Here is a 21,819-nt window from a genome sequence, read left to right as displayed (position 1 = left end):
GGGGAGGAGGAATCCCGGTGCAATCCTATGACTATATTGTCGTTGGCGCAGGATCGTCGGGTTGTGTTCTGGCGAACCGGCTGGTGACGGCCGGCAAGAGCGTGCTGCTGCTTGAAGCCGGGGCGCGCGACAACACGCCATTCGTCCATATTCCCGCTACTTTCGTTCGCGTTCTCGGCACGAAACGAACATGGATGTACCAGACCGAACCGGAGCCCGGCGCCAATGGCCGGGTGCTCACGGTCCCGCAAGGGCGCACGCTTGGCGGCGGCTCCTCCGTCAACGCGATGATCTATATTCGCGGGCAGGCGGAAGACTACGATACGTGGCGCGATCTGGGCTGCACAGGCTGGGGTTACAGCGAGGTTTTGCCGGTCTTCCGCCGCTCGGAAGACAATGAAACGTTTTCAGATGCATTCCATGGCACAGGCGGCGAGTTGAAAGTATCCGAACCGCGCCATCGCCATCCCATCAGCTCGGCTTTCGTGCGCGCAGCACAGGAAGCGGGCTTGCCCTACACCGCCGATTTCAACGGCGTGACGCAGGAGGGTATCGGTTTCTATCAGACAACAACGTACAACCAGAAGCGCGCCTCCACAGCCGCGACTTTTCTGAAGGCAGTCCTGAAATCGCCTTTGCTGACCATCCGCACGGAAAGTGAAGCGCATGGCCTCATTCTTGAAAATGGCGCGGCTGTTGGCATTCGCTACCGCACGCGCGGCGGCGCCTTGGACAGTGCGCGCGCCAAGGAGGAAGTTGTCCTGAGCGCGGGTGCACTGGCCACACCCAAACTGCTGATGCTCTCGGGCATCGGCCCTGGCGCGGAGTTGCTGCAGCATGGCATAACCGTGATGCGCGACCTTCCGGGTGTGGGCGAAAACTTCCAGGATCACATTACTGCGTCCGTATATGGCGTGACCGACCGTCCCATCTCGCTCAAAGGACAGGACCGGGGCTTTCGCGCCATCGCAAATGGCCTGCAATACATCGTCACCCGATCCGGCCTGTTGACATCGAATGTCGTGGAAACCGGCGGCTTTGTCGATACGTCCGGCAAAGGCAGACCCGACATCCAGTTCCATGTCACACCAGCGCTTGTCGGCGACGCAATGCGCGGACAGATGGAAGGACACGGTGTGTCGATCAATCCCTGCATCCTGCGTCCGCTATCGCGTGGCAAGGTTTCGCTGCGCAGCCCTGATCCGCAGGACCCGATTGTCTTTATCGGCAACAACCTGACGCATCAGGACGATGTCGACACGCTCGTGCGGGGCATCCGGCTGGGCCGCCGCATTCTGGCAGCGCCCTCCATGCGTGCCCTGGGTTTCCGCGAATTTTTACCTGGGCCAGGGGCGGAAAGCGATACGCAACTGGTGCAACACGCCCGCTCTATGGCCAAGACGGTCTATCATCCGGCTGGCACCTGCAAGATGGGGAATGACCCGCTGTCGGTCGTGGACAACAGGTTGAGGGTCATTGGCGTGCCGCGCCTGCGCATTTCCGATGCCTCGGTCATGCCAACCCTTGTCAGCGGCAACACCAATGCCCCTTGCATCATGATCGCTGAACGTTGTGCCGATTTCCTCCTCGCACGGGACAACGGCCAATCATGATCCCGCGAAGGAGAATAGAAGCATGACGGCCGGACGGATATTGTATAACGGCATAATTCATACGCTCGATACGGCCGCCAGCGTTGTTGACGCCATCGCCTTCGGGCGGGACGGCAAAATACTTGCGCTCGGCCGACTGCACGACATGCAGTCCTTGATCGATGAAACAACCGAAGTGTTTGACCTGCAAGGCCGTTTTGCAATGCCCGGTCTCATTGATTTTCATCTCCATGCGCTGCCGGGCATGATCGTCAAACTGTACAGCACCCCGCTTGAGCCGACCGACGATTTTGCGGCCGTGCTTGAACATATCCGGCTTGCCGCCCTCGATGCAGGCGAACGCGAATGGATTGCCGGCAGTGCGTTCGGTCCATCAGCACTGGTGGACATGCAGCGCCTCGGCGTCGAAGGTTTACACATGCTCGATGCCGTCAGCAATGGACGGCCTGTCGTCCTTGAACATGTCAGCGGACACGGCATCTTTGCCAATTCGGTGGCCTTGGCCCGCGCCGGTATCGTCGCAGATACCCCCAACCCACCGGACGGCGAGATCGTCAGGGCGGGCGGCCAGGCAACCGGCCTGCTCCACGAAACGGCAGCATGGCTCGTGCAGGACAAAATTCCAGCCCTTACCCCGCAGCAGACGATCGATGTCGCCGGAAAGGCTGTTGCATTGTTCAACAGTGTGGGAATGACCGGCTTTTGCGATGCCAGCAGCACGATAGACATGCTGAACACATTTCGTGCCCTGGACGATCAGGGCCGCCTGACGTGCTGGGCCGGGTTTACGCTCGCGCTGAGCAGTACGTGTCCAGGCTATGATTCGGCGGCGGCCGAACGCCTTCTGGCCGAACACCGGAACATTTGCGGGGAACATATGATCGCCGGCGCAGCCAAGATTTTTCTTGACGGTGTTCCCTCCCTGCGTACGGCAGCCATGATCGACCCTTACCCGTCCGATGATCCCGATGTCCTGCCGGATCATCGCGGTGCCATGGCTCTTTCACCCGAGGAGCTGGAAGAGGAAATTGCGCGCTTCGACAGGCTGGGGCTTAGTGTCAAGGTACATGCCATAGGAGACCGTGCTATTCTCACGGTTATCGACGCGGTCGAAGCGGTTCGACGAACAAATGGCCCCCACGGTCCGCAGCATCACATCGCGCATGGCCAGTTCATTCGGCCTGACGATATCGCGCGTCTGTCGAAGCTGAATATCCTTGCCGACCTCAACCCGCCCTTGTGGTTTCCCAGCAGTGCAAGTCTCACCCATAAAAGGATCGTCGGCGATCAGCGTTACGCCTCGACCTGGCCGGTGCGCAGCCTGCTCGAAGCCGGTACAGACGTCGCCGTAGGCTCGGACTGGCTGACAATCTTTGCGGATATCAATCCGTGGCTCGCACTTTCCGGCTTGCTCACACGCCGCGACCCCACCGGAAAATTTCCCGGTGTCCACGCACCGGATCAGGCCATCAGCCTTCACCAGGCTCTTCCGCTTTTCACCAGAAGCCCTGCCCTGGCCATGCGGCTTGGCGAGAAAACCGGCCAATTGGCCGTTGGCCTTTCTGCCGATCTGATTGTGCTCGATCGCGATCTGACCGAGGTGTCCCCTGAAGAAATTGCCGGCACAAAGGTCCTGGCTACATTCTTTCAGGGGCGACTTGTTCATCCTGCCGATAAGCAGGTAAAGGGATTCTGCTGATAACAACCCATGTATAATATGAGTTTTTCTAAATATGGCGCATTGAGGCGTTCCTTTGTAAACGCCGATAATAGGGAAGTTTCGGGCGTTTTGATTGTAGTCTAGAGGTCTACAATCAACGTAGATCCTTTGTCCTACACCAAAAGGGAGCCAAACAAACGGCTGCTTCGCGTCCGATCTCAGCCATCACGTCGGGTTGGCTCGTTTCCCCGAAGCGGACGTTTATGTCCTGGGTCCCAAATACATTGTTTCTCTCGGTTGAGTTCTGCGATCGCCTAGATGGTCTGACATAGGGGCGACAATGGACCCGATGCCTCAGTGTAGACCTTTCCTCATTGAAGTGGGCCATCGCCCCCTACCGGATCAGGTGCTCTGAATGCGCACTTTCTGATCCCCGCGGTCTATTCGACACGGGCATCGATCCAGGCGCGAGTCTGCTCAAGAACCTCACCGGACAATTTAAGATCGTCGACCGCCCTGGCGAGAATGACTGCTCCGACCATTGCCGCCCAGCTTCCGATTGCTGCACGGCGCTTGTCGGCTGCACCTTGCTCCGGGAGGGCCTTCTCGATCCGGATGATCTGTGCACGAAGACCATCTGTCATGGCTGCGCGCGCTGCAGGCGTCTGGTGACGAATTGCTGCGGCCAAGCCAGCAGTGGGGCAGCCATTGGCCGGATTGTCACGGTGACGAGGCGCCAGATAGGAGCGGACGAAATCGCTGAACTCGCTGCCTCCAAAACTGTCTGCGGCGAGCGAATGCGCGAGTGTCTGGGCGACCAGATCGTCCTTTGAACCGAAATGGCCATAGAATCCGCCATGGGTCAGGCCAGCCGCTTTCATCACTTCTGCGACGCTGACCGCATCGAACCCCTTGTCCTTAAACAACCGGCTGGCGACGTCCAGGATGCGGCGACGGTTCTCGGCCATCTGTTCTCGGCTGACCTTCATTTTCAAAATTCTCCAGTAGCACGCTTGACATTTACATGATGGCCATCATATTTAATGGTAATCATGATGATTGTCATGAATATAGGATCAATTACAGAAAAGAGCAATGCGATGAGCCAAATTCCTGCAGTCTTGATCACCGGCGCCTCCACGGGCATTGGCGCAACCTATGCCGAGCGGTTTGCACGACGCGGACACGACCTCGTACTGGTCGCCCGAGACGTGGTGCGCATGGAGGCACTTGCGAGCCGTCTGCGTCAGGAAACCGGCGTGACAATCGATATCCTCCAGGCCGATCTCACCCAGGCGACGGATCTTGCCAAGGTCGAGACCAGACTGCGAGACGATGCGCGCATCGGCATTCTCGTCAACAATGCCGGAACGGCGATCGGTGGAACCTTCGTCGAGCAGAGCGTCGACGACATGACCAAGCTCGTTGCGCTTAACGCGACTGCGCTCGTCCGGCTTGCCAGCGCCATTGCTCCGCGTCTTGCCAAGGCCGGCGAGGGTGCGATCGTTAATATCGGTTCGGTCGTTGGCTTGGCGCCGGAATTCGGCATGACGGTTTACGGCGCGACGAAGGCTTTCGTGCTGTTCCTTTCCCAGGGGCTTGCGCACGAACTTGGACCGAAGGGCGTCTACATCCAGGCAGTGCTTCCTGCCACGACCCGCACCGAGATTTGGGATCATGTCGGCGCCGACGTCAATGCCATGAGCAATGTCATGGAAGTGGGCGATCTGGTGGATGCGGCCCTGGTCGGGTTCGACCATCGCGAACCGGTGACCATCCCGCCGCTTTACGACGTCGGGCAGTGGGACGCCTTCGATGGCGCGCGCAAAGCCATGCTCGGCAACCTAGTCAACGCGCTCCCCGCCGAACGGTATCGTACGCTCGCCTGAGCATCACCCAGTCGGCGAGACAACGCCGCTGTAGAGGAAACACCACAGGTATATCATGACCAACAACACGATTTTCGAACCCTACACCCTCGGTGCCATCACCCTTTCGAACCGGATCGTCATGGCGCCGCTCACACGCAATCGCGCCGGTGCGGACTTCGTATCCGGCCACCTGACCACCGAATATTATGCGCAGCGCGCTTCGGCCGGACTGATCATTTCCGAGGCCACCCAGATTTCACAGCAGGGTCAGGGCTATCAGGACACGCCCGGCATCTACACACAGGCGCAGATCGACGGCTGGCGCAAGGTGACTGCCGCCGTTCACAAAAAGGGCGGACGCATCGTCCTGCAACTCTGGCATGTCGGTCGCATCAGCCATGTCGACCTGCAGCCCAACGGCGGTCAACCGGTCGCGCCGTCGGCAATTCGCGCCGCGACCAAGACCTTTGTCAACAACGCTTTCGTCGATGTTTCCGAACCCCGCGCCCTGGAGATCGAGGAACTCGCCGGGATCGTCAACGACTTCCGTCAGGCCGCAGCCAATGCGATCGAGGCTGGTTTCGATGGGGTGGAAGTTCACGGCGCTAACGGCTATCTGCTCGAGCAGTTCGCTAAGGACGGCGCCAATGTCCGAACCGACGCCTATGGCGGCTCCGTGGAAAACCGCGCGCGTCTGATGCTCGAGGTCACCGCTGCGGTGGCGCAGGAAATCGGCGCTGAACGCACAGGAATCCGGATTTCGCCGGTCTCGCCTGCAAATGGCATTTCCTGCAGTGATCCCCAGGCGCAGTTCGACTATATCGTCGACCAGCTCGATGCTCTCGGTATCGCCTACATTCACGTCGTCGAAGGCTCGACTGGCGGGCCGCGCGACATAGTACCCTTCGATTACGGTTCGCTGCGCCGCCGTTTCAGCAAAACCTATATTGCCAACAATGGCTATGATCTCGCCCTCGCGACGTCGTATCTGGCCGATGGCAAGGCGGATCTGATCGCCTTCGGACGCCCGTTCATCGCCAATCCGGATCTCGTGGAACGGTTGCAAAACGGTGCGCCCTTGGCTGAGATCAATCCGGCCACGCTCTATGGCGGCGGCGCTGCGGGCTATACCGATTATCCCCGCTTCACCGAGGCTTCCGGCAGTTGAGCCATTGGAGGCCGTACTTTGGTGCGGCCCCCTGTAATGCCGATCATGATCAATCTCTAACAACTCCCAAGGCTGCGCTGCCAGATGTCGCGCGCCAGATCGAGAAGAAAGCTATGGCGACCTTTGCACCAAAAGGACAGAAGACTGTATTCGTGACGGGGGCATCCAGCGGTATCGGCAAGGCGGCGGCATTGGCGCTCAGCCGGGCGGGTTACCGGGTGATTGGCACCAGCCGCAAGGCGGCACCCGGCGAGGTCCGCGACAGCATCCGGATCATCGCTTGCGACGTGACCTCAGACGCTTCCGTTGCTGCCGCCGTGGCGCTGGCACATGCAGAACTCGGCCGCATCGACCTACTGGTCAACAATGCTGGCTACGCCGTGTCCGGGGCAGCCGAGGAAAGCTCGATCGAGCAGGTTCGTGCGCTGTTCGAAACCAACTTCCTAGGCGTCGTTCGGGTGACGAACGAGATCCTCCCGATCATGCGTCAGCAGGCCTGTGGACGGATCCTGAATATCGGCTCGGTTGTGGGGTTCATTCCCGGCCCCTTCGGCGCCTACTACACCGCGAGCAAGCACGCGATCGAGGGGTATTCTGAATCCTTGGACCATGAGGTGCGGCCGTTCGGCATCAGGGTAGCCGTCATCGAGCCTTGGGCCACCAAGACCTCCATCGAAGCCAACTCACCACAAGGCGATCGTCCCGTTGCGGCCTATCGCGAGACATTCGCCAGATACCAGGCTGCATTCAATGCGGCCATGGCGGCCGGCGACACGACGGACGATGTTGCGGTTACAATCGTTGCGGCAGCGCAGGCGAGGGTGCCGCAGCTGCGCTATCCCTCCGGTAAGTCTGCGCGGCAAACCTCGTTTGCCCGGCGTTTCCTGCCGCGCGCGCTGTTCGACCGGATCTTGCGCAAGCAATTCAACATCGCCTGAGATCACAGGCCAAAAACCATGGGCCGCGATCGCGCGGCGAGCAGGACCATTATGACAGACGCTTTCAGGGCGGCAGCCGCCGCAGACCGCTACACAGACACCCCCAACCGCTTCATCACCGCAGGGAAAACACGACTTGCCTATCGGGAGCTGGGTCCGCGCGGCGGTATTCCATTAGTGCTGCTGAACTACTGGGGTGCAGTGCTCGACAACTTCGACCCGCGGATCGTCGACGGGATGGCCCGCGACGTGATCAGCATGATCACCGCTCTGGGCTTTGCCACGGTTGATCTGATGGGTTTCTCGTTGGGCGGCTTCGTGGCACAGGATGTCACGCTGAAAGCCCCTAATCTGGTGCGCAAGCTGATCTTGACTGGCACTGGCCCGGCGGGTGGAGCGGGCATTACGAGGGTGGGGGCGGTATCCTGGCCATTGATCATCAAGGGCCTGCTGACGCTGCGCGACCCGAAGACTTAACTGTTCTTCACCTCGAGCGCCAATGGTCGTCGCGCAGCCAAGGACTTTCTAGTGCGGTTGAAAGAGCGTAAGCTGGATCGCGACAAAGGCTCGACACCCCGTGCCTTCCTGCGTCAGCTTTCAGCGATCAAAGCCTGGGGGCGTCAGGCACCGCAGGATCTTGGGCGCATCCGCATTCCTGTTCTTGTGGTCAATGGCGATAGTGACATCATGGTGCCCACATCCCACAGCCGGGATTTGGCCCGGCGCATTCCGAATGCCGACCTGGTGATCTACGAGGATGCCGGCCATGGCGGGATCTTCCAATACCATGCCGAGATCGTACCGAAAGCCCTGGCTTTCCTAGCTGCCTGAGCTGATCATCGTTTCACACTGGAGAAAACCCGTGAAAGCCTTCGTCGTCGACAAATACAAGAAGAAGGGCTCGCTGCGTCTGGCGGACGTGCCGGATCCGCAGATCGGTGCCAATGATGTTCTGGTTCGCATCGAGGCGACCGCGATCAACCTTCTCGATTCCAAGGTTCGCGACGGCGAATTCAAGCTGTTTCTGCCCTATCGCCCGCCTTTCATTCTGGGTCACGATCTGGCCGGAACGGTCATCCGCGTTGGCGCCAATGTGCGCCAATTCAAGGCAGGCGACGAGGTCTATGGCCGTCCGCGCGATCATAGGGCTGGCACCTTTGCAGAGATGATTGCGGTTGATGCCGCAGACCTTGCGCTGAAACCGAAAAGCCTCTCGATGGAGCAAGCCGCCTCGATCCCGCTCGTCGGACTGACCGCCTGGCAGGCACTGGTCGAGGAGGGCAAGGTCAAGCCCGGCCAGAAAGTGTTCATTCAGGCTGGTTCCGGCGGTGTCGGCACCTTTGCCATCCAGCTCGCCAAGCATCTCGGCGCCACCGTGGCGACCACGACGAGTGCCGCGAATGCCGAACTGGTCAAAAGCCTCGGCGCGGATGTGGTCATCGACTACAAGACGCAGGATTTCGAACAGGTGCTGTCCGGTTACGACCTGGTACTGAACAGCCAGGATGCCAAGGCGCTCGCAAAGTCACTGAACGTGCTGAAGCCCGGTGGAAAACTGATCTCGATCTCCGGTCCGCCGGACGTTGCCTTCGCCAAATCCCTGCGGCTGAATTTCTTCCTGCGCTTTGTGATGCGGATGCTGAGCCGGGGAACTCTGAAAAAAGCTAAGAGCCGAGGTGTCGACTATTCCTTCCTGTTCATGCATGCGGAAGGTCAGCAACTGGATCAGATCGCCAAGCTGATCGACGCCGGCGTCATCCGTCCGGTCGTCGACAAGGTGTTCCCCTTTGCGCAGACGGTGGACGCGTTGGCCTATGTCGAGACCGGACGCGCCAAGGGGAAGGTTGTGGTCAATGTTGCGTAACGACCGTCTCGCTAGCAGGTAGGTCGCTATTTCAAAGCATGATGTCCGCTTCCATGGCTCTCGTGACAGCAGCGGACATTCTCCTTCCGGCCCATCTCCGTCATTGATGGCATTAGTTCAGTTGCCGCAATGACGGGTAGATGATGCATATCCATGGCTCATTGGAAATCTCACTTCAAATGCACGCCTTGAACGGAGTGGAACCGCAATTCTTCCCATCCCGCCGTTCAAACGCCATATAACCAATTGAAATTACTTGTAAATTAATTCTGGCGGCGAGAAAACTCCGGCACCCGGCACGTCAAAATGCTACGATTTCGGAAAATCGCCGTGAAAAAAGGTTTCGTCAACTATCGGGACCAATTGGACGATTTTTACATCTCTCGACATTAGTGACGCGCACGATTTAGCCTCCAAAGTACCCTCATCAAATCATATCGAGCACTTTTCGCGAACGCAAATAGCGTTTTCTGCCATGGTGGTGAGGAACCAACTTTTCGGGTAAATGCCCGGGCAACCCAATGCCTGATCCCAGTTTGATCACGCCGGACAGGCCATTTGCATGATACAATCGCCACGTTGAACGATGACGAGGTACCACAAGCACACAATGATCCCATCATTGATCGGGTACTTCCTAGACCCCTCCGATTTTGCTGGAGCTCCGTTTCTCTTGCGCACACCGGCAGGCATGAGAAAACCACTTAAAAACCGGAGAGATCTTTTGCATACGAAGTACCCTACTCAGCAGCCAGTGCCGTCAGTTGCGCCAGTTCTTTCGCTTTTCCGTGGTGGTCATCTTTAGTTGGCTTGATCCGGAACCACACCGCGTACAGAGCTGGAAGGAAGAGCAGGATCATCACGGTACCCGCCGCCGTTCCGCCAATCAACGTATAGGCCATCGATCCCCAGAACACCGAATGAGTTAAGGGTATGAAGGCGAGAATGGCAGCCAGTGCAGTCAGGATGACAGGGCGCGTCCGCTGCACCGTCGCTTCAATAACGGCGTGATAGTCATCGAGACCGGCAGCTTGATTTTCCTTGATTTGTTCTGTCAAGATCAACGTGTTGCGCATGAGGATACCTGCCAATCCTATCAACCCGAGAATGGCGTTAAAGCCGAAAGGCTGATTGAAGAGAAGCAACGTCGGGACCACCCCGGCAAGTCCGAGTGGCGCAGTCAACATGACCATCGTCATCGTTGACAGGCTGCGAACCTGGAGGATGATGACGATCAACATCGCTGCAATCATGGCCGGGAATATCTTGACGAGTGCGACATTGGCTTTGAGGGATTCCTCGATGTTACCGCCCATTTCGATGTGGTACCCGACAGGAAGCGATGCGATCAGTGGCTGAAGGGCCTTCATGACCTGCTGTGAGACCTCCGGGGGTTGTGTCGCCTCGTTGATGTCAGAGCGTACCGTAATCACCGGCGTGCGGTCGCGGCGTTTCAGGATCGGCTCCTCAAACCGGATCTCGGAATGGCCGATCTGATCAAGGGGGACCTGATGGCCATCCCTGCTCATGAGCGAGAAATCGCCCAGCCTTGAAGGATCAAGCCGGTTGTCACCTGCGCTACGCGCGACAACAGGAACATTGCGGATGTTGTCGCGCACTTGGGTAACTGGGATGCCGCTGAGCAGCAGCTGCGTCTGCTGGGCTGCCTCGGAGGGTGAGAGACCGATCAGATTGAGCCGATCCTGGTCGGGGACAAACCGCAGGACCGGAGTTCGGTTGCCCCAATCCCGGTTGGGCTGTCGGACATCTGGAACACTTTTCATGATAGCAAGAGCCTGCTCGGAGATTTTGTAAAGTTCATCCGGATCCGGTCCCATGATCCGAAACTCGACCGGAAACGGCGTGTAGGGGCCAAAGACAAGCTGTGTTACGCGCACAGATGCCTCAGGAACAAGCCCGTCCGAAACGGCGGCTCGCAGGCGGTGCTTCAAAGCCTCGCGTGCGTGCGCGTCGGGGGTGAGCACAACGACCTTGGCGAAGGCAGGGTCGGGCAATTCGGGTGCCATGGCAAAGAAGAAGCGGGGCGCACCCTGCCCTACATAGCTGGTGACGATTTTTGCTTCCGGCTGAGCTTGCAGCCAGTCCTCGACTTTCTCCACTGCGGCTGTCGTGGTTTCGATGCTTGTGCCTTCGGGCATGCGAACTTCGACCAGCACTTCAGGCCGATCCGATGTCGGAAAGAACTGCTGTTTTACGCCTCCCATCCCGACGACTGAGACAGCCATCGCGATGCCAACCACTGCACACGTCATGAATTTATGCCGAACCGCGAACTCGATGAGGGAGCGAAGGCGACGGTAGTTCGGCGTATCATAGATGGCGTGATGTCCACCTTCGACCGGTTTGATATCAGGTAACATCTTAACGCCAAGGTAAGGGGTAAAGATGACTGCGACAAACCACGAAACGATCAGCGCAAAGCCCACGACCCAGAAGATGTTTCCGGCGTATTCACCGGCAGTCGATCTTGCGAAGCCCACGGGCATCAGCCCGATGATTGTGACGAGGGTGCCGGACAGCATCGGCGCTGCGGTATGGCTCCAGGCAAAAGCGGCCGCCTTGATGCGGTCCATGCCCTCCTCCATCTTCACCACCATCACCTCAATGGCAATGATGGCGTCGTCCACGAGAAGGCCAAGCGCAAGGATTAACGCGCCGAGCGTGATACGATCGAAGAATCGGCCGGTTTCCAGCATGATGAGGAAGACGACGGCGAGCGTCAGTGGTACAGCAAGCGCAACAACGATGCCGACGCGCCAGCCGAGGGCAATCAGGCTCACGAATAGTACGACGCCAAGCGCCATTGCGAACTTGAGCATGAATTCGCCAACCGCCTCGTCGATGTTAACAGCCTGATCGCTGACTTTGGTGAGCGTCATGCCCAGCGGCAGTGTCTGCGTGATTGCGGTGGATCGCGCTTCAAGCGCCTTGCCGAGCTCAAGACCATTCCAGCCCTGTTGCATCACGGCACCAAGCATGATTGTGGGCTCGCCCTCATGGCGGATGATGTAGGTCGCCGGATATTCATACCCGCGTCGAATATCCGCCAAGTCGGAAAGTTTTAGAGTGCGTCCAGCCGCGGCGATCGGCGTGTCGGCAATTGCCTGCACGTTGTTATAGGCTCCGTCGAAACGGATGAAGACCTGTGGCCCACGCGTGTCGATCGAGCCCGCAGGTGTAACCGTGTTCTGTCTTTGCAATGCTGCGGCGATATCCTGCGCCGATATTCCAAGCGTCGCCAGCTTGGCGTAGGAGAACTCGACGAAGATCTGTTCGGGGCGTTCTCCGAGGATGTTGATTTTCTTCACACCCGGAACATACAGGAGATCCTGACGGATGACCTCCGCCTGTCGCACGAGGTCGCGCATCGGCATCCCCTTTGCCTTCAGTGCATAAAGACCGAAGCTCACATCGGAATATTCATCGTTGACGAAGGGACCAATGACGCCTGGAGGAAGATTTCGGGCTTCATCGCTAAGCTTCTTGCGAGCCTGATAGAACTCGTCTTCGACGGCGGCGGGCGGCATGCTATCTTTCAAGGTCACGGTGAGGAAGGCGTAGCCAGGGCGCGTTGTCGTTTCGACACGATCATACCATGAGAGTTCCTGAATGCGCTTCTCAAGGGGCTCAGCGACAAGATCCTGCATTTCACGCGCAGTGGCACCTGGCCAGACTGAAGTGACCGTCAGGGTCTTGATGGTGAAGGAAGGATCCTCGGCACGTCCCAGCTTGACGAAGGCGTATACGCCTGCAGCCGCCAACAGAACGATAAAGAATAAGGTAACGGCGCGTTCGCGAACCGCGATGGCGGAAAGATTGAAGTTCATCACTTTGTCACCTCTTGCTGCGAGGCGACCCTGACGGTAGCACCATTCTCAAGGAGATGAGCGCCGAGTGCGACGACTCGCTGGCCAACATCTATGCCGGTGACAAACGCGGTTTCTTCGCCGATCCGTTTCACTTCAATCGGTGTGAATTTCACGGCAGAGGACTGTCCATCGATCACCCATACGCCTGTGCGGCTGCCGTCATCCAGGATAGCGCCGACGGGTATAGCGACTTCCGACCTCCGATCCGTATCCATGATTCTAATTGTGACAGTCGAACCAAGCGGCGCCGAGGCCGCATCGCCGTCGAGGACATAACGAGCCTCGTAGGTTCGGGTTTGTGGGTCCGCTGAATCGGATATCTGTCTCAACCTGGCTTTTCCGCTGAGCCCGCTGTCACCATAGACACTGGCCTGCGCTTCGGATCCTATGTCGGGCCGCAAAGTCTCAGGCAGCCAGACAACGGCTTCACGAGGACCTGCCTTTGCAAGTTGTACAACCGTCTGGCCCGCTGCCACGACCTGTCCGGGGTCTCCAAGCGTTGCGACGACTGTTCCATCCGAATCTGCAAGAAGAACCGTATAGGTGGCTGCATTTTCTGCGACCTTCGTGTCAGCCTCAGCCGCGGCCAGCTGGGCCGAGGCCGTGTCGAGGGCCGCTTTCGCCTGTTCATAACGCTGTGGGGTGGCAGCCAATCCATTCTTCACCAGCGCCGCATAGCGTTTCTCATCTGCCTGTACCTGGATCAGGACAGCCTGTGCTGCAATGACCGTATTGCGCTTCGCTGTAAGCGCGAGTTGGAGGTCGGTTTCATCGATGCGCATCAGGACCTGGCCTTGTCTCACCTGCTGACCCACATCGACCATTCGCTGGACGATCTTACCCGGAACCCGGAACCCGAGATTGCTCTGTACACGGGAAGCGACATTTCCGGTAAACGACCGTTCGGCCGTTCCAGCCTTTTTCGCCTCGGCCACACTTACGAGCGGCGTAACCGTCCTCGGATCTGTGGCTTCGGCTTTCCATTCAGCGGTTTCGGAAACCAGGTAAAAGCCGGCGGCGGCCGCCACTCCCAGCAAACCCACAAAAGTCAGGACGTATTTGCGTTTCATTTAACATTCTCTACTTGACGAGCGATCTGCACAAATTAGATTGCGATCTAAATCTATTTATGTTATAGATGTCAAATGAAATCTAATCGGAGATTGACATGAGAGTGAGCCGCGCACAGGCCGAAGAAAATCGGGAAACTGTAATCAATGTTGCGAGCCGTCTCTTTCGAGAGCATGGCTTCGATGGTATCGGCCTGAAGGATCTGATGAAGGGTGCTGGCCTAACGCAAGGCGGGTTCTATAAGCAGTTCTCGTCCAAGGACGACCTCGCCGCACTTGCGTCAAGGCGCGCGATGGAAAGCGCCACACGGAGATGGTCGACTGCTGTAGCAACAAGCTCCAATCCCCTCGAAGCAGTGATGGAGTTCTACCTCTCCCCGGATCATCGTGGGGAAACGGCAGACGGCTGCCCATTGGTGGCGTTGGGAGCCGACGCGGCGCGGCAAAGCGAAGAGGTCAGGCGTCCATTTGAGGATGGTATCTGCGCTCACTTTGAGGTGCTGGATGAGCTGATGAACCATGCCAAGAGCTCCAATCCCAGCGGCAAGGCAATGGCGATACTGTCTCTGATGGTGGGCGCCGTCACGCTATCACGCATCATGCAGGACGAGAATTTGTCGCAAGGCATCCTCGACGCAGCCACTGGCGAAGTCAGGCGCATTGCAAGCGATGCAGATGGGCGAACGAACTGACCGGCGCGAGCACCGGACGAACCGGTGATTGAAGACTGTCTTTCACCATTCCTGTTTTTCCCAACACCTGACCACGGCCGGCAAGCCAACCGACATTTTGAAACGCAATCCAGCATAAAGAAAGAAGTAATTTCCATGAACAAGACCAATCTTGGCGTCGCCCTCGTGACGGGGGCATCCACCGGCATCGGGCAGGCAACTGCCGCGGCCCTACAGAACGCGGGCTTTCGTGTGTTCGGAACCAGCCGTCGTGCTGTCGCCCAGAGGAGCGACGGCGTTACCATGCTGACTTGCGACGTGGCCGACGATGCATCCGTGGCGAAACTGGTGGATGACGTGCTGGCCGAGGCCGGGCGCATTGATCTGCTTGTCAATAATGCTGGCATGGGTCTGCTTGGTGGCGCGGAGGAATCCTCAATAGCCCAGGCCCAGGCCCTGTTCGACGTGAACGTCTTCGGCGTTTTCCGCGTGACCAACGCGGTGTTGCCGGCAATGCGACGCCAGAGAAAGGGCAGAATCGTTAATTTGAGTTCGGTACAGGGGTTCATCCCTGCTCCGTATTTCGCGCTTTACTCATCGACCAAACATGCCATCGAGGGTTATTCCGAATCGCTCGATCACGAATTACGCTCGTTCGGCATTCGCGTTTCGTTAGTGGAGCCTGCCTATACCCGTACGTCATTCGAGGCCAATCTCGCCGCCCCCGATCAGTTGCTTGATATCTATAACTCTGCGCGGGCTGGTATGACTATAACCGTTCGGAAATCGATGGAAAAAGGCGACGCGTGCGAAGTAGTAGCCAAGACCATTTTGGCGGCTGCGACAGATCCCGCTCCGAAGAGGCGCTATGCGGCCGGAAAAAAGGCACGCCAGGTCAGTTTTCTGCGCCGTTTCGTCCCCGCATTCGCATTTGACAAGAGCCTGCGAAAGCAGCTGGGGCTGCCGACATCGACATCGACAACATCCTGATAAGGTAGGCGTTGTGAGCGCATTTCAGGAGCAGATACGTTTGGCGAAACGACATCCCTGAAGATCGGGATCATCGGCGCCGGAAATATTGACGCCGGGTTGGTGCGAAAGCTTGGTGGCCGGCCATGAGGTCGCGCTTGCCAATTCGACGGGTCCAGACACTGTCCGCAATCTTGCCCGTGATGTCGGTGCTACAACTGCTTCGAAGTAGGAGGCCGTGCAGGGCGTCGTAGGGATCGTTTTTTCGATCACCGTACGCAACCGTACTCTGATCTCGCCAGCCTCTTCAACGACGCACGGGCGGCATTTGGCTGGATCAACAGCCATCTACGAGTTCCGAATCCGTAGCGTCGGCTTCGGCATTCCAGATCCGCCGAAATCAGCCGAAAGGATCGCCGCCTGAAAGAGGCGGACATTCTTAAAGGGGTAGCGCTCGACCATCTGAAGTTTGGCGGGGCGCGCGGTTGTACAATATCAAAAATTAACAGAAAAAGATCAGTTGATAGCTCTGCAGACGCCTTGGAAATTTTCCTTTGAAAAAACCGAAAACAGGCGAGTTTGAGACATTTTCATTGTAGCCCGAAAGTCTACAATCCCGATCAAAAACCCGTTGTATCGTGCCTCTTGGCAAAAACACGAATAAAGGCAGTCAAACGAACAACGACTGCTTTGCGCCAACACCGGTCATTGCCATCCCATCGAACTCAAGTAGTCTTGCTACGGATAATCTTGCGAGGAGAAGCGCATGAAAACAGCTATTATCTTCGATTGCGAGTTCCTTTGCATCCGAGGCTCCCAAAGCCGTTTCTGGTGCGCAGCTATCGACCCCGACCCAGTGATTGCCCAAATCGGCGCGGTGAAAATCGGGCTCGAAGATGAGTTTCCAATTCTGGAGACATTCAAAATTTACGTTGAGCCCCATGACAGGCACGGTGATCGTTACGCGCTCGACCCCTATTTCACTGAGCTAACAGGCATCACCGAGGAACGGATCAGCAGAGAGGGCAAGCCATTGCGAACGGCGCTAGATGATCTTGAGCGCTTCTCCCATGGCGCAACGTTTTGGTCATGGGGGAAAGACGAACTGAATATGCTTGCAATCAGTTGTTACATCGAGGGCATTCAACCACCTATTCCCGCGACCCGGTTCGACAACGCCGTCAAGCTTTTGCTTGCCGCTGGGATGCCTGTAGAAGACTTGGCACGAACGCCCAGCAACAAATTGGCCGATTACTACGGAGTCGAGCACCCAGATTTACAGGGGCATGATGCGTTGGACGATGCCCGCTCGGTGGCTTACGCCCTTCAATATCTGCTCCGATCTGGAAAACTTCAGACCTCGGCCTTCGTCCGCTAAGCGCCGCCATTCAGGTCATTCAAGCCCAATCCTGAAGTTCCCAAAAGCGGACGTGTAAATTGCCGCATCGACCAGCGCAACACAGCCCATTCTTGGACGTAGTCCAGCCGAACATTGGGATCCTACCGGTCAAGCAATTTGAGCGACGCTGACGCGGGCTACTGGCTGGACCAAAGATTGGTCCTGGGAAACATAGTGGCTCGATCCACCGATCCGGAAGAAGGACAAGAACGGATAATTCGAGCCTAGGCCTGAAATGCCGAGGTTTTGGAGCAGGAAGCGATCATTCGGAGGGTGTCGAGTTGGCACTATCGAGGAAACGCCGCCCGCCACCTCAACATTAGGCTGCTAGTTTTTCGGCGAAGGCCACAAGCCGCGCCATCCGACCCTTCAAGAAAGCGTCATAGTCATCGTTGAACTCCTCTGCTTTACAGAAAGCTGACGCGAGTGTCTCGTCGATGTTATGCTCCGCCCCCCCAAAATCCTTCAGGTAAACAGAGGGCCGTTTTCTCCCAATGTTTCTGTTCTCCGCAGCACTCAGGAAACAGAAGTTTGCCAGCATGTTTATAGATGCTTCGTCATATCCATTGTCCCGCAAAAATGCTCGGGGATAAGTGTGATGAAATTCAGACCGATTGTAGCTCTGCAGCACTCGGTCTAGATCAATTTCTTTGCCGGACAACAGACTTTTTGGCGAGTTGTTAGATAGTAACAAGACGAAAGTTTTTGTGGCGGCGGCGCCAACGCGAAACGAATTCCTGAAGAATGTTTCGTCGATTTTCAAATCGATATCGCCAAAGGTATTTGATTGGCCATTTTTCAAAAGCTCTGCCTGCTCGATATCATGGATAGTCGTCTTGCGCGTTTGGCTGGAATATCTGGCAGAAAAGCAAGTTCGCCAAAACCACCGTCTCAAACGTTGATAGGTTGCAGCATTATAGACGACATCCTTTCCCTCGGGCTCAGCAAAGAACGCGGCCAGCGGTACAAGCATCGACGGGTAGGGTAGGAGCTTTAAGTGCACTACCTTCAGCTGAGTTCTGAGAAAGTCAATCGCGCCGCGAATGCCTTGTTCGACACGAGGGAATTGCGCACGGACGTCTGATCCGTTTAGGTTTAGTAGGGTTTCGGGGCCTGGCTCTTTCGCCAAAATCCCCGCAACGCAACTCAGAATAAGATCGGAGTCGTCTCCAACGCCGGCGAACCCGAAGTCTGACAACTCGTCCCGGAGGTCGCGGAACTTATCCAAAAGGTCAAAGTCCTCGCTCCAAGTCCACGCAGACAGAAGTTGCAGCGTATCTAGCGCGACCCCCAGATGATTGATCCTCTCGAATACAATCGCGACGATAGAGCGGTCCTCACTCTTCAGGACTTGAACCGGAATTGTGACCTCTTTGAACTTCTCCTGCAGCTTATCGATGGCCGCGATCTTTGTTTTGTCCAAATGATCGGTGTTGGCTCGGTAGCCAACGGAATCAAACAAGACGCGCATAGGGAAATACCGATGACGCTCTCCATCCTCGACTTTCTCCAGTGCTACAAAAGCACTGTCTTGAGGGTTGTCGCCTGCATACAGGTCGAAATAGATGTCCGTCCATTCAGGATTGAGCTCGGGCTTTAGTTCGGTCTGAAACACAGTGAAGATAGATGTCAGACGCTGCTGCCCATCCAGCACATAGTCGATCGGATACTCCGCCTGCGGGTCAGGCAAGGTAAAGGTGCCCAGACTACGCTCAGCAGCTAATTGCTGCTTGGTACGCCAAAAGAGAAGGGAGCCGAATGGATACCCCTTGTAGATGCTGTCGAGCAGATGGGCTACCCGGTCCATCTCCCAAACAAAACCACGCTGGAACGCAGGTATTCTGATTTCGCCGCTGGTGACCGCATCCAGCATCTTACGGATAGAATAGGACTGATAATCCACTGAAGCCCCCTCACTGAGACAGACATTTGCTTTTATTACGATTCCGGTGTCAGTCGTTGGATTCGTAATATGTAAGTTTACAGATATCCAATCCGCGATCTCTGCAGAAACACGAGGCAGAACGACGCGGGGACGACGTTTATAAATCAGTGCAACATCGTAAACCAACCCGGAAAAATGCAATTGGCTTCAATGACCAAATGATCACTGGAGCGGATGACTTAGGTGGTGCCCCGGCAGGGTTCGAACCCGCGACTCCCTGATTACAAATCAGGTGCTTTAAGAACTCTTGCGACACCAAGAGTTCTGGACTTATCTTGACCGATCGCTTTCGCGGCTGGTCTGCTTCCGGTCCAGTATCGGCGACCAGCCACTATACGCCGTATCCCGCTTGTGGCTCCACGTGGGCCACCGGCACGTCACACCCCGAATGTCTGCTATCGACAGTGCGCCTGCCAAGAACTACCAGTCCGTTACCGGCCCCAAAGCGGTCATTGATGGCATTAGTTGAATTGCCACAATGACGGGTAGATGATGCATATTCATGACTCGTTGGAAATCTCGCTCCAAGTGCCCGCCTTGGTCGTCCAAGTTTTCGTCCGCACCCCGGGTGGGTCAATTCGAAGCAGAAATCAACAGTGTAGTTGTTGCAAGACCCAGTGGTGGCGCTCTGGCAGCGGGACAGTTCTCAAATCACCGATCGGCTCAAGGTTCAGCCCCGTCGTATTCGCGACGACATACCTCGATGTGAGACAAGTTGTTCCTAATCCAAGAGTTGATTCCTTCAAGGGCACGCAAAACGCCAGCGCCCATCTCAGTCAGTTCATATTCGACCCGTGGCGGCACCTCGGGAAAGTAATGCCGCACCACCAGACCGTCCCTTTCCAGATTTCGAAGCGTCAGCGTCAGCATGCGCTGGGTAATCCCGTCGATCTCGATCTTGAGTGCCGAAAAGCGAAGCCGATGCCCGCTCGCCAGTGACAGACGCCAGATGACTTGAACAGTCCATTTGTCGCCGAGCCGCGTGCAGATACCGTTCGACGGGATCGGCCTGAAATCTGGATCGCTCTTCGCTTCCTCGTCAGACCTGCGATGGATAAGTTCTTCCAAGCGTATCATCCTTGTGCCTGAGGCTGAATAATGTGCTGTCTTCCCACAGCATTCCCATCATTATATATGGATGCCCTCACTCAACACGAGGGTTCTCAAATGACAAATGACAAACGTCCAATCCTGGTCTTCGGTGCAACAGGCCAACAAGGCGGAGCGGTTGCTTCCGCACTGTTGAAGGCCGGTTGGCCAGTGCGCGCGATGGTACGCGATCTCAGCTCGGCAAAATCGATCGCGCTTCGCGACGAAGGCGCCGAACTCGTGCAGGGATTATTCACAGACATCGACGTGATGCGTGCAGCAATGAAAGATGCTTACGGCGTCTTCAGTGTGCTGCCGGGGAACCTGGCCATTGAAGATGAAGTGCGCGTCGGGAGTGAAATCGCAGATTTGGCGTCCCAAAGCGGCGTCGCGCACCTGGTCTATTCTTCGGGCGCCAGCGTCGGGAACGAACCGACTGGCGTGGCGCGCTTCGATGCCAAGGGGCGCGTCGAAGCGCATATTCGAACACTGCCTGTCACGGCTACCATCGTGAGGCCCGTGATCTTTATGGAAATGCTGGCGAGACCCGGCTTCGGGTTGGAAAAGGGTCGGTTCAACTTCTTCGTCAGACCGGACCAGTCGGTCCAGCTTATCGCCATAGAAGACATTGGTAATGTAGTCGCAGCGATCTTCGCCAACAGGACGCGCTTCGGCGGCAAGACGTTCAGGATCGCAGGTGATACTGTTACGGGCCGCGAGCTCGAAACCGTTTTTTCCGAAGTCGTCGGCCGTCCGATCGCCTATGCGCGCTTTTCCGAGGACGATCTTGCCGCCAATCCCGGATTTGCACCGATCTCCGCGAGCCTGGAAGATGGGCCACTGGCAGATCATGTGGATCTAAACTTCGTGCGTAAGATCTATCCAGAGATTCTCTCTTTCCGGTCCTGGCTTTCAGGAGCCGGGCGTGAGGCTCTCAGTCATGCCCTTGGGTACGGCAGTGAGCGAACCGATCGCCGGGTATAGGCACGTGTTGATCTGAACGGTGATCGCAACCTACGTTTTGGAGGGCTGAATGGTGCGCTGCTTGTGGAATTGCCGCCTGCCTCTCGGCGGTTGCAGGACCAGATGCTTCGCCGCTCGGGCGTCGATCCTGATATGGTCGACATCCTTGCCCTCGCCCATGAACGAAGGGCAGCTTTCAACGCCTGCTAACGGCCCCATCTCGGTCATCCGATTTCATTAGTTCAGTCAACGCTACGCCACAGCGACGCCGTTTCCCCCGTTAAAAGCGATACGCAAGCATGATCGGTGGGCTAGTATACATTGTTTTTATTATGTTTCTTTCACTACCAAGCATTTATTATGGACATAACTTCTGCATCATGGACTGATAATCTTCTCTTAACCACGATCCAGATGCGGGTACTCACCTGCCGGGCTGCCTTACAGGGCGAATTTCGTTCTGTGGCCGTGCTGAGGGCTGATTTGCTTCATTTTCCTGCATTTGCTCGACGATTTCCGCCTCCCCTGCCCTATCTGCCCGGCCGTCTTTGACCTTCGAATGCTTTATCGGCATATACAACTGTTCGTTTTCTTGCGTCTTTCGAGTTTGTACATATTGGATTTGCTGGGGTTTTTCCCGGTGGTTTCGCCAGCGAAACGGCGCGGTTTGCCGGATGCGATCACGCCCGTGCAACCTTGACGCTCTAAA

General features: G+C 56.8%; 17 protein-coding genes and 1 pseudogene. 11 read left to right on the top strand and 7 right to left on the bottom strand.

The genetic code is table 11. The annotated features are described in order from the left end of the window. Positions 1–17 precede the first annotated feature (17 nt). Together J1W56_RS26110 and J1W56_RS25010 are read left to right on the top strand one after the other, a co-directional pair. Positions 18–1,613: a GMC family oxidoreductase gene (locus J1W56_RS26110; RefSeq protein WP_223615996.1), complete on the top strand. Its 1,596-nt coding sequence runs from the start codon at positions 18–20 to the stop codon at positions 1,611–1,613. Positions 1,614–1,635: 22 nt separating this feature from the next. Then, positions 1,636–3,312, top strand: a complete 1,677-nt coding sequence (locus J1W56_RS25010) for an amidohydrolase (RefSeq protein ID WP_223615995.1) — start codon at positions 1,636–1,638, stop codon at positions 3,310–3,312. 401 nt (positions 3,313–3,713) lie between these two features. Here the strand turns inward: J1W56_RS25010 and J1W56_RS25005 are convergent, their stop codons facing one another. After that, positions 3,714–4,262 carry a TetR/AcrR family transcriptional regulator gene (locus J1W56_RS25005; protein WP_223615994.1) on the bottom strand — a complete coding sequence of 183 codons (549 nt, stop codon included), beginning with the start codon at positions 4,260–4,262 and terminating at the stop codon, positions 3,714–3,716. Between the two features lie 111 nt (positions 4,263–4,373). On the opposite strand from J1W56_RS25005, the gene J1W56_RS25000 reads away from it, so the two are divergent. The 5 genes and pseudogenes from J1W56_RS25000 to J1W56_RS24980 all read left to right on the top strand — a co-directional run bounded on the left by J1W56_RS25000 (position 4,374) and on the right by J1W56_RS24980 (position 9,114). Continuing rightward, entirely contained in the window at positions 4,374–5,162 is a 789-nt protein-coding gene (locus J1W56_RS25000; protein WP_223615993.1) for an SDR family NAD(P)-dependent oxidoreductase, read from the top strand. Between the two features lie 55 nt (positions 5,163–5,217). Further along, on the top strand, positions 5,218–6,312 hold the full coding sequence (locus tag J1W56_RS24995) for an alkene reductase (RefSeq protein ID WP_223615992.1): 1,095 nt from the start codon (positions 5,218–5,220) through the stop codon (positions 6,310–6,312). Between the two features lie 113 nt (positions 6,313–6,425). Beyond that, positions 6,426–7,250 carry an oxidoreductase gene (locus tag J1W56_RS24990; RefSeq protein ID WP_223615991.1) on the top strand — a complete coding sequence of 275 codons (825 nt, stop codon included), beginning with the start codon at positions 6,426–6,428 and terminating at the stop codon, positions 7,248–7,250. A gap of 51 nt (positions 7,251–7,301) precedes the next feature. Further along, positions 7,302–8,081, top strand: a pseudogene (locus J1W56_RS24985) (alpha/beta fold hydrolase). 31 nt (positions 8,082–8,112) lie between these two features. Then, positions 8,113–9,114: an NADP-dependent oxidoreductase gene (locus tag J1W56_RS24980; RefSeq protein WP_223615990.1), complete on the top strand. Its 1,002-nt coding sequence runs from the start codon at positions 8,113–8,115 to the stop codon at positions 9,112–9,114. Positions 9,115–9,854: 740 nt separating this feature from the next. Here J1W56_RS24980 and J1W56_RS24975 read toward each other — a convergent pair. After that, a complete protein-coding gene (locus tag J1W56_RS24975) occupies positions 9,855–12,962 on the bottom strand; it encodes an efflux RND transporter permease subunit (RefSeq protein ID WP_223615989.1) in 3,108 nt (1,035 codons plus the stop codon). After that, the gene (locus J1W56_RS24970; protein ID WP_223615988.1) at positions 12,962–14,074 is read right to left on the bottom strand and encodes an efflux RND transporter periplasmic adaptor subunit; all 1,113 of its coding nucleotides are present in this window, start codon (positions 14,072–14,074) and stop codon (positions 12,962–12,964) included. The genes J1W56_RS24975 and J1W56_RS24970 overlap by 1 nt, the downstream gene beginning before the upstream one ends. Positions 14,075–14,172: 98 nt before the next feature. Here J1W56_RS24970 and J1W56_RS24965 point away from each other — a divergent pair, with 98 nt between their 5' ends. From J1W56_RS24965 to J1W56_RS24955, 3 genes are all read left to right on the top strand, one after another. Continuing rightward, positions 14,173–14,766: a TetR/AcrR family transcriptional regulator gene (locus tag J1W56_RS24965; RefSeq protein ID WP_223615987.1), complete on the top strand. Its 594-nt coding sequence runs from the start codon at positions 14,173–14,175 to the stop codon at positions 14,764–14,766. Between the two features lie 135 nt (positions 14,767–14,901). Further along, positions 14,902–15,735 carry an oxidoreductase gene (locus J1W56_RS24960; RefSeq protein ID WP_223615986.1) on the top strand — a complete coding sequence of 278 codons (834 nt, stop codon included), beginning with the start codon at positions 14,902–14,904 and terminating at the stop codon, positions 15,733–15,735. Positions 15,736–16,480: 745 nt separating this feature from the next. After that, positions 16,481–17,092, top strand: coding sequence for a 3'-5' exonuclease (locus J1W56_RS24955; protein ID WP_223615985.1), 612 nt, complete (start codon positions 16,481–16,483; stop codon positions 17,090–17,092). 340 nt (positions 17,093–17,432) lie between these two features. On the opposite strand, the gene J1W56_RS24950 is transcribed toward J1W56_RS24955, so the two are convergent. Both J1W56_RS24950 and J1W56_RS24945 read right to left on the bottom strand, forming a co-directional pair. Continuing rightward, positions 17,433–19,016 carry a GmrSD restriction endonuclease domain-containing protein gene (locus tag J1W56_RS24950; RefSeq protein WP_223615984.1) on the bottom strand — a complete coding sequence of 528 codons (1,584 nt, stop codon included), beginning with the start codon at positions 19,014–19,016 and terminating at the stop codon, positions 17,433–17,435. A 705-nt stretch (positions 19,017–19,721) separates the two neighbouring features. Then, on the bottom strand, positions 19,722–20,135 hold the full coding sequence (locus J1W56_RS24945; RefSeq protein WP_319025576.1) for a winged helix-turn-helix transcriptional regulator: 414 nt from the start codon (positions 20,133–20,135) through the stop codon (positions 19,722–19,724). Between the two features lie 90 nt (positions 20,136–20,225). On the opposite strand from J1W56_RS24945, the gene J1W56_RS24940 reads away from it, so the two are divergent. Further along, the gene (locus J1W56_RS24940) at positions 20,226–21,131 is read left to right on the top strand and encodes an NmrA/HSCARG family protein (protein ID WP_223615983.1); all 906 of its coding nucleotides are present in this window, start codon (positions 20,226–20,228) and stop codon (positions 21,129–21,131) included. A gap of 30 nt (positions 21,132–21,161) precedes the next feature. Here the strand turns inward: J1W56_RS24940 and J1W56_RS24935 are convergent, their stop codons facing one another. Together J1W56_RS24935 and J1W56_RS24930 are read right to left on the bottom strand one after the other, a co-directional pair. After that, positions 21,162–21,329, bottom strand: a complete 168-nt coding sequence (locus J1W56_RS24935) for a hypothetical protein (protein ID WP_223615982.1) — start codon at positions 21,327–21,329, stop codon at positions 21,162–21,164. Positions 21,330–21,534: 205 nt separating this feature from the next. Beyond that, positions 21,535–21,819 (bottom strand): hypothetical protein (locus J1W56_RS24930; protein ID WP_223615981.1); only part of this gene is annotated, 285 nt, incomplete at its 5' end.

It is taken from the genome of Phyllobacterium calauticae, assembly GCF_019991125.1.
Taxonomy (GTDB): Bacteria; Pseudomonadota; Alphaproteobacteria; order Rhizobiales; family Rhizobiaceae; genus Phyllobacterium; species Phyllobacterium calauticae.
Note: the sequence above shows the minus strand (reverse complement) of the source record. Positions and strands in the feature narration are given on the sequence as shown.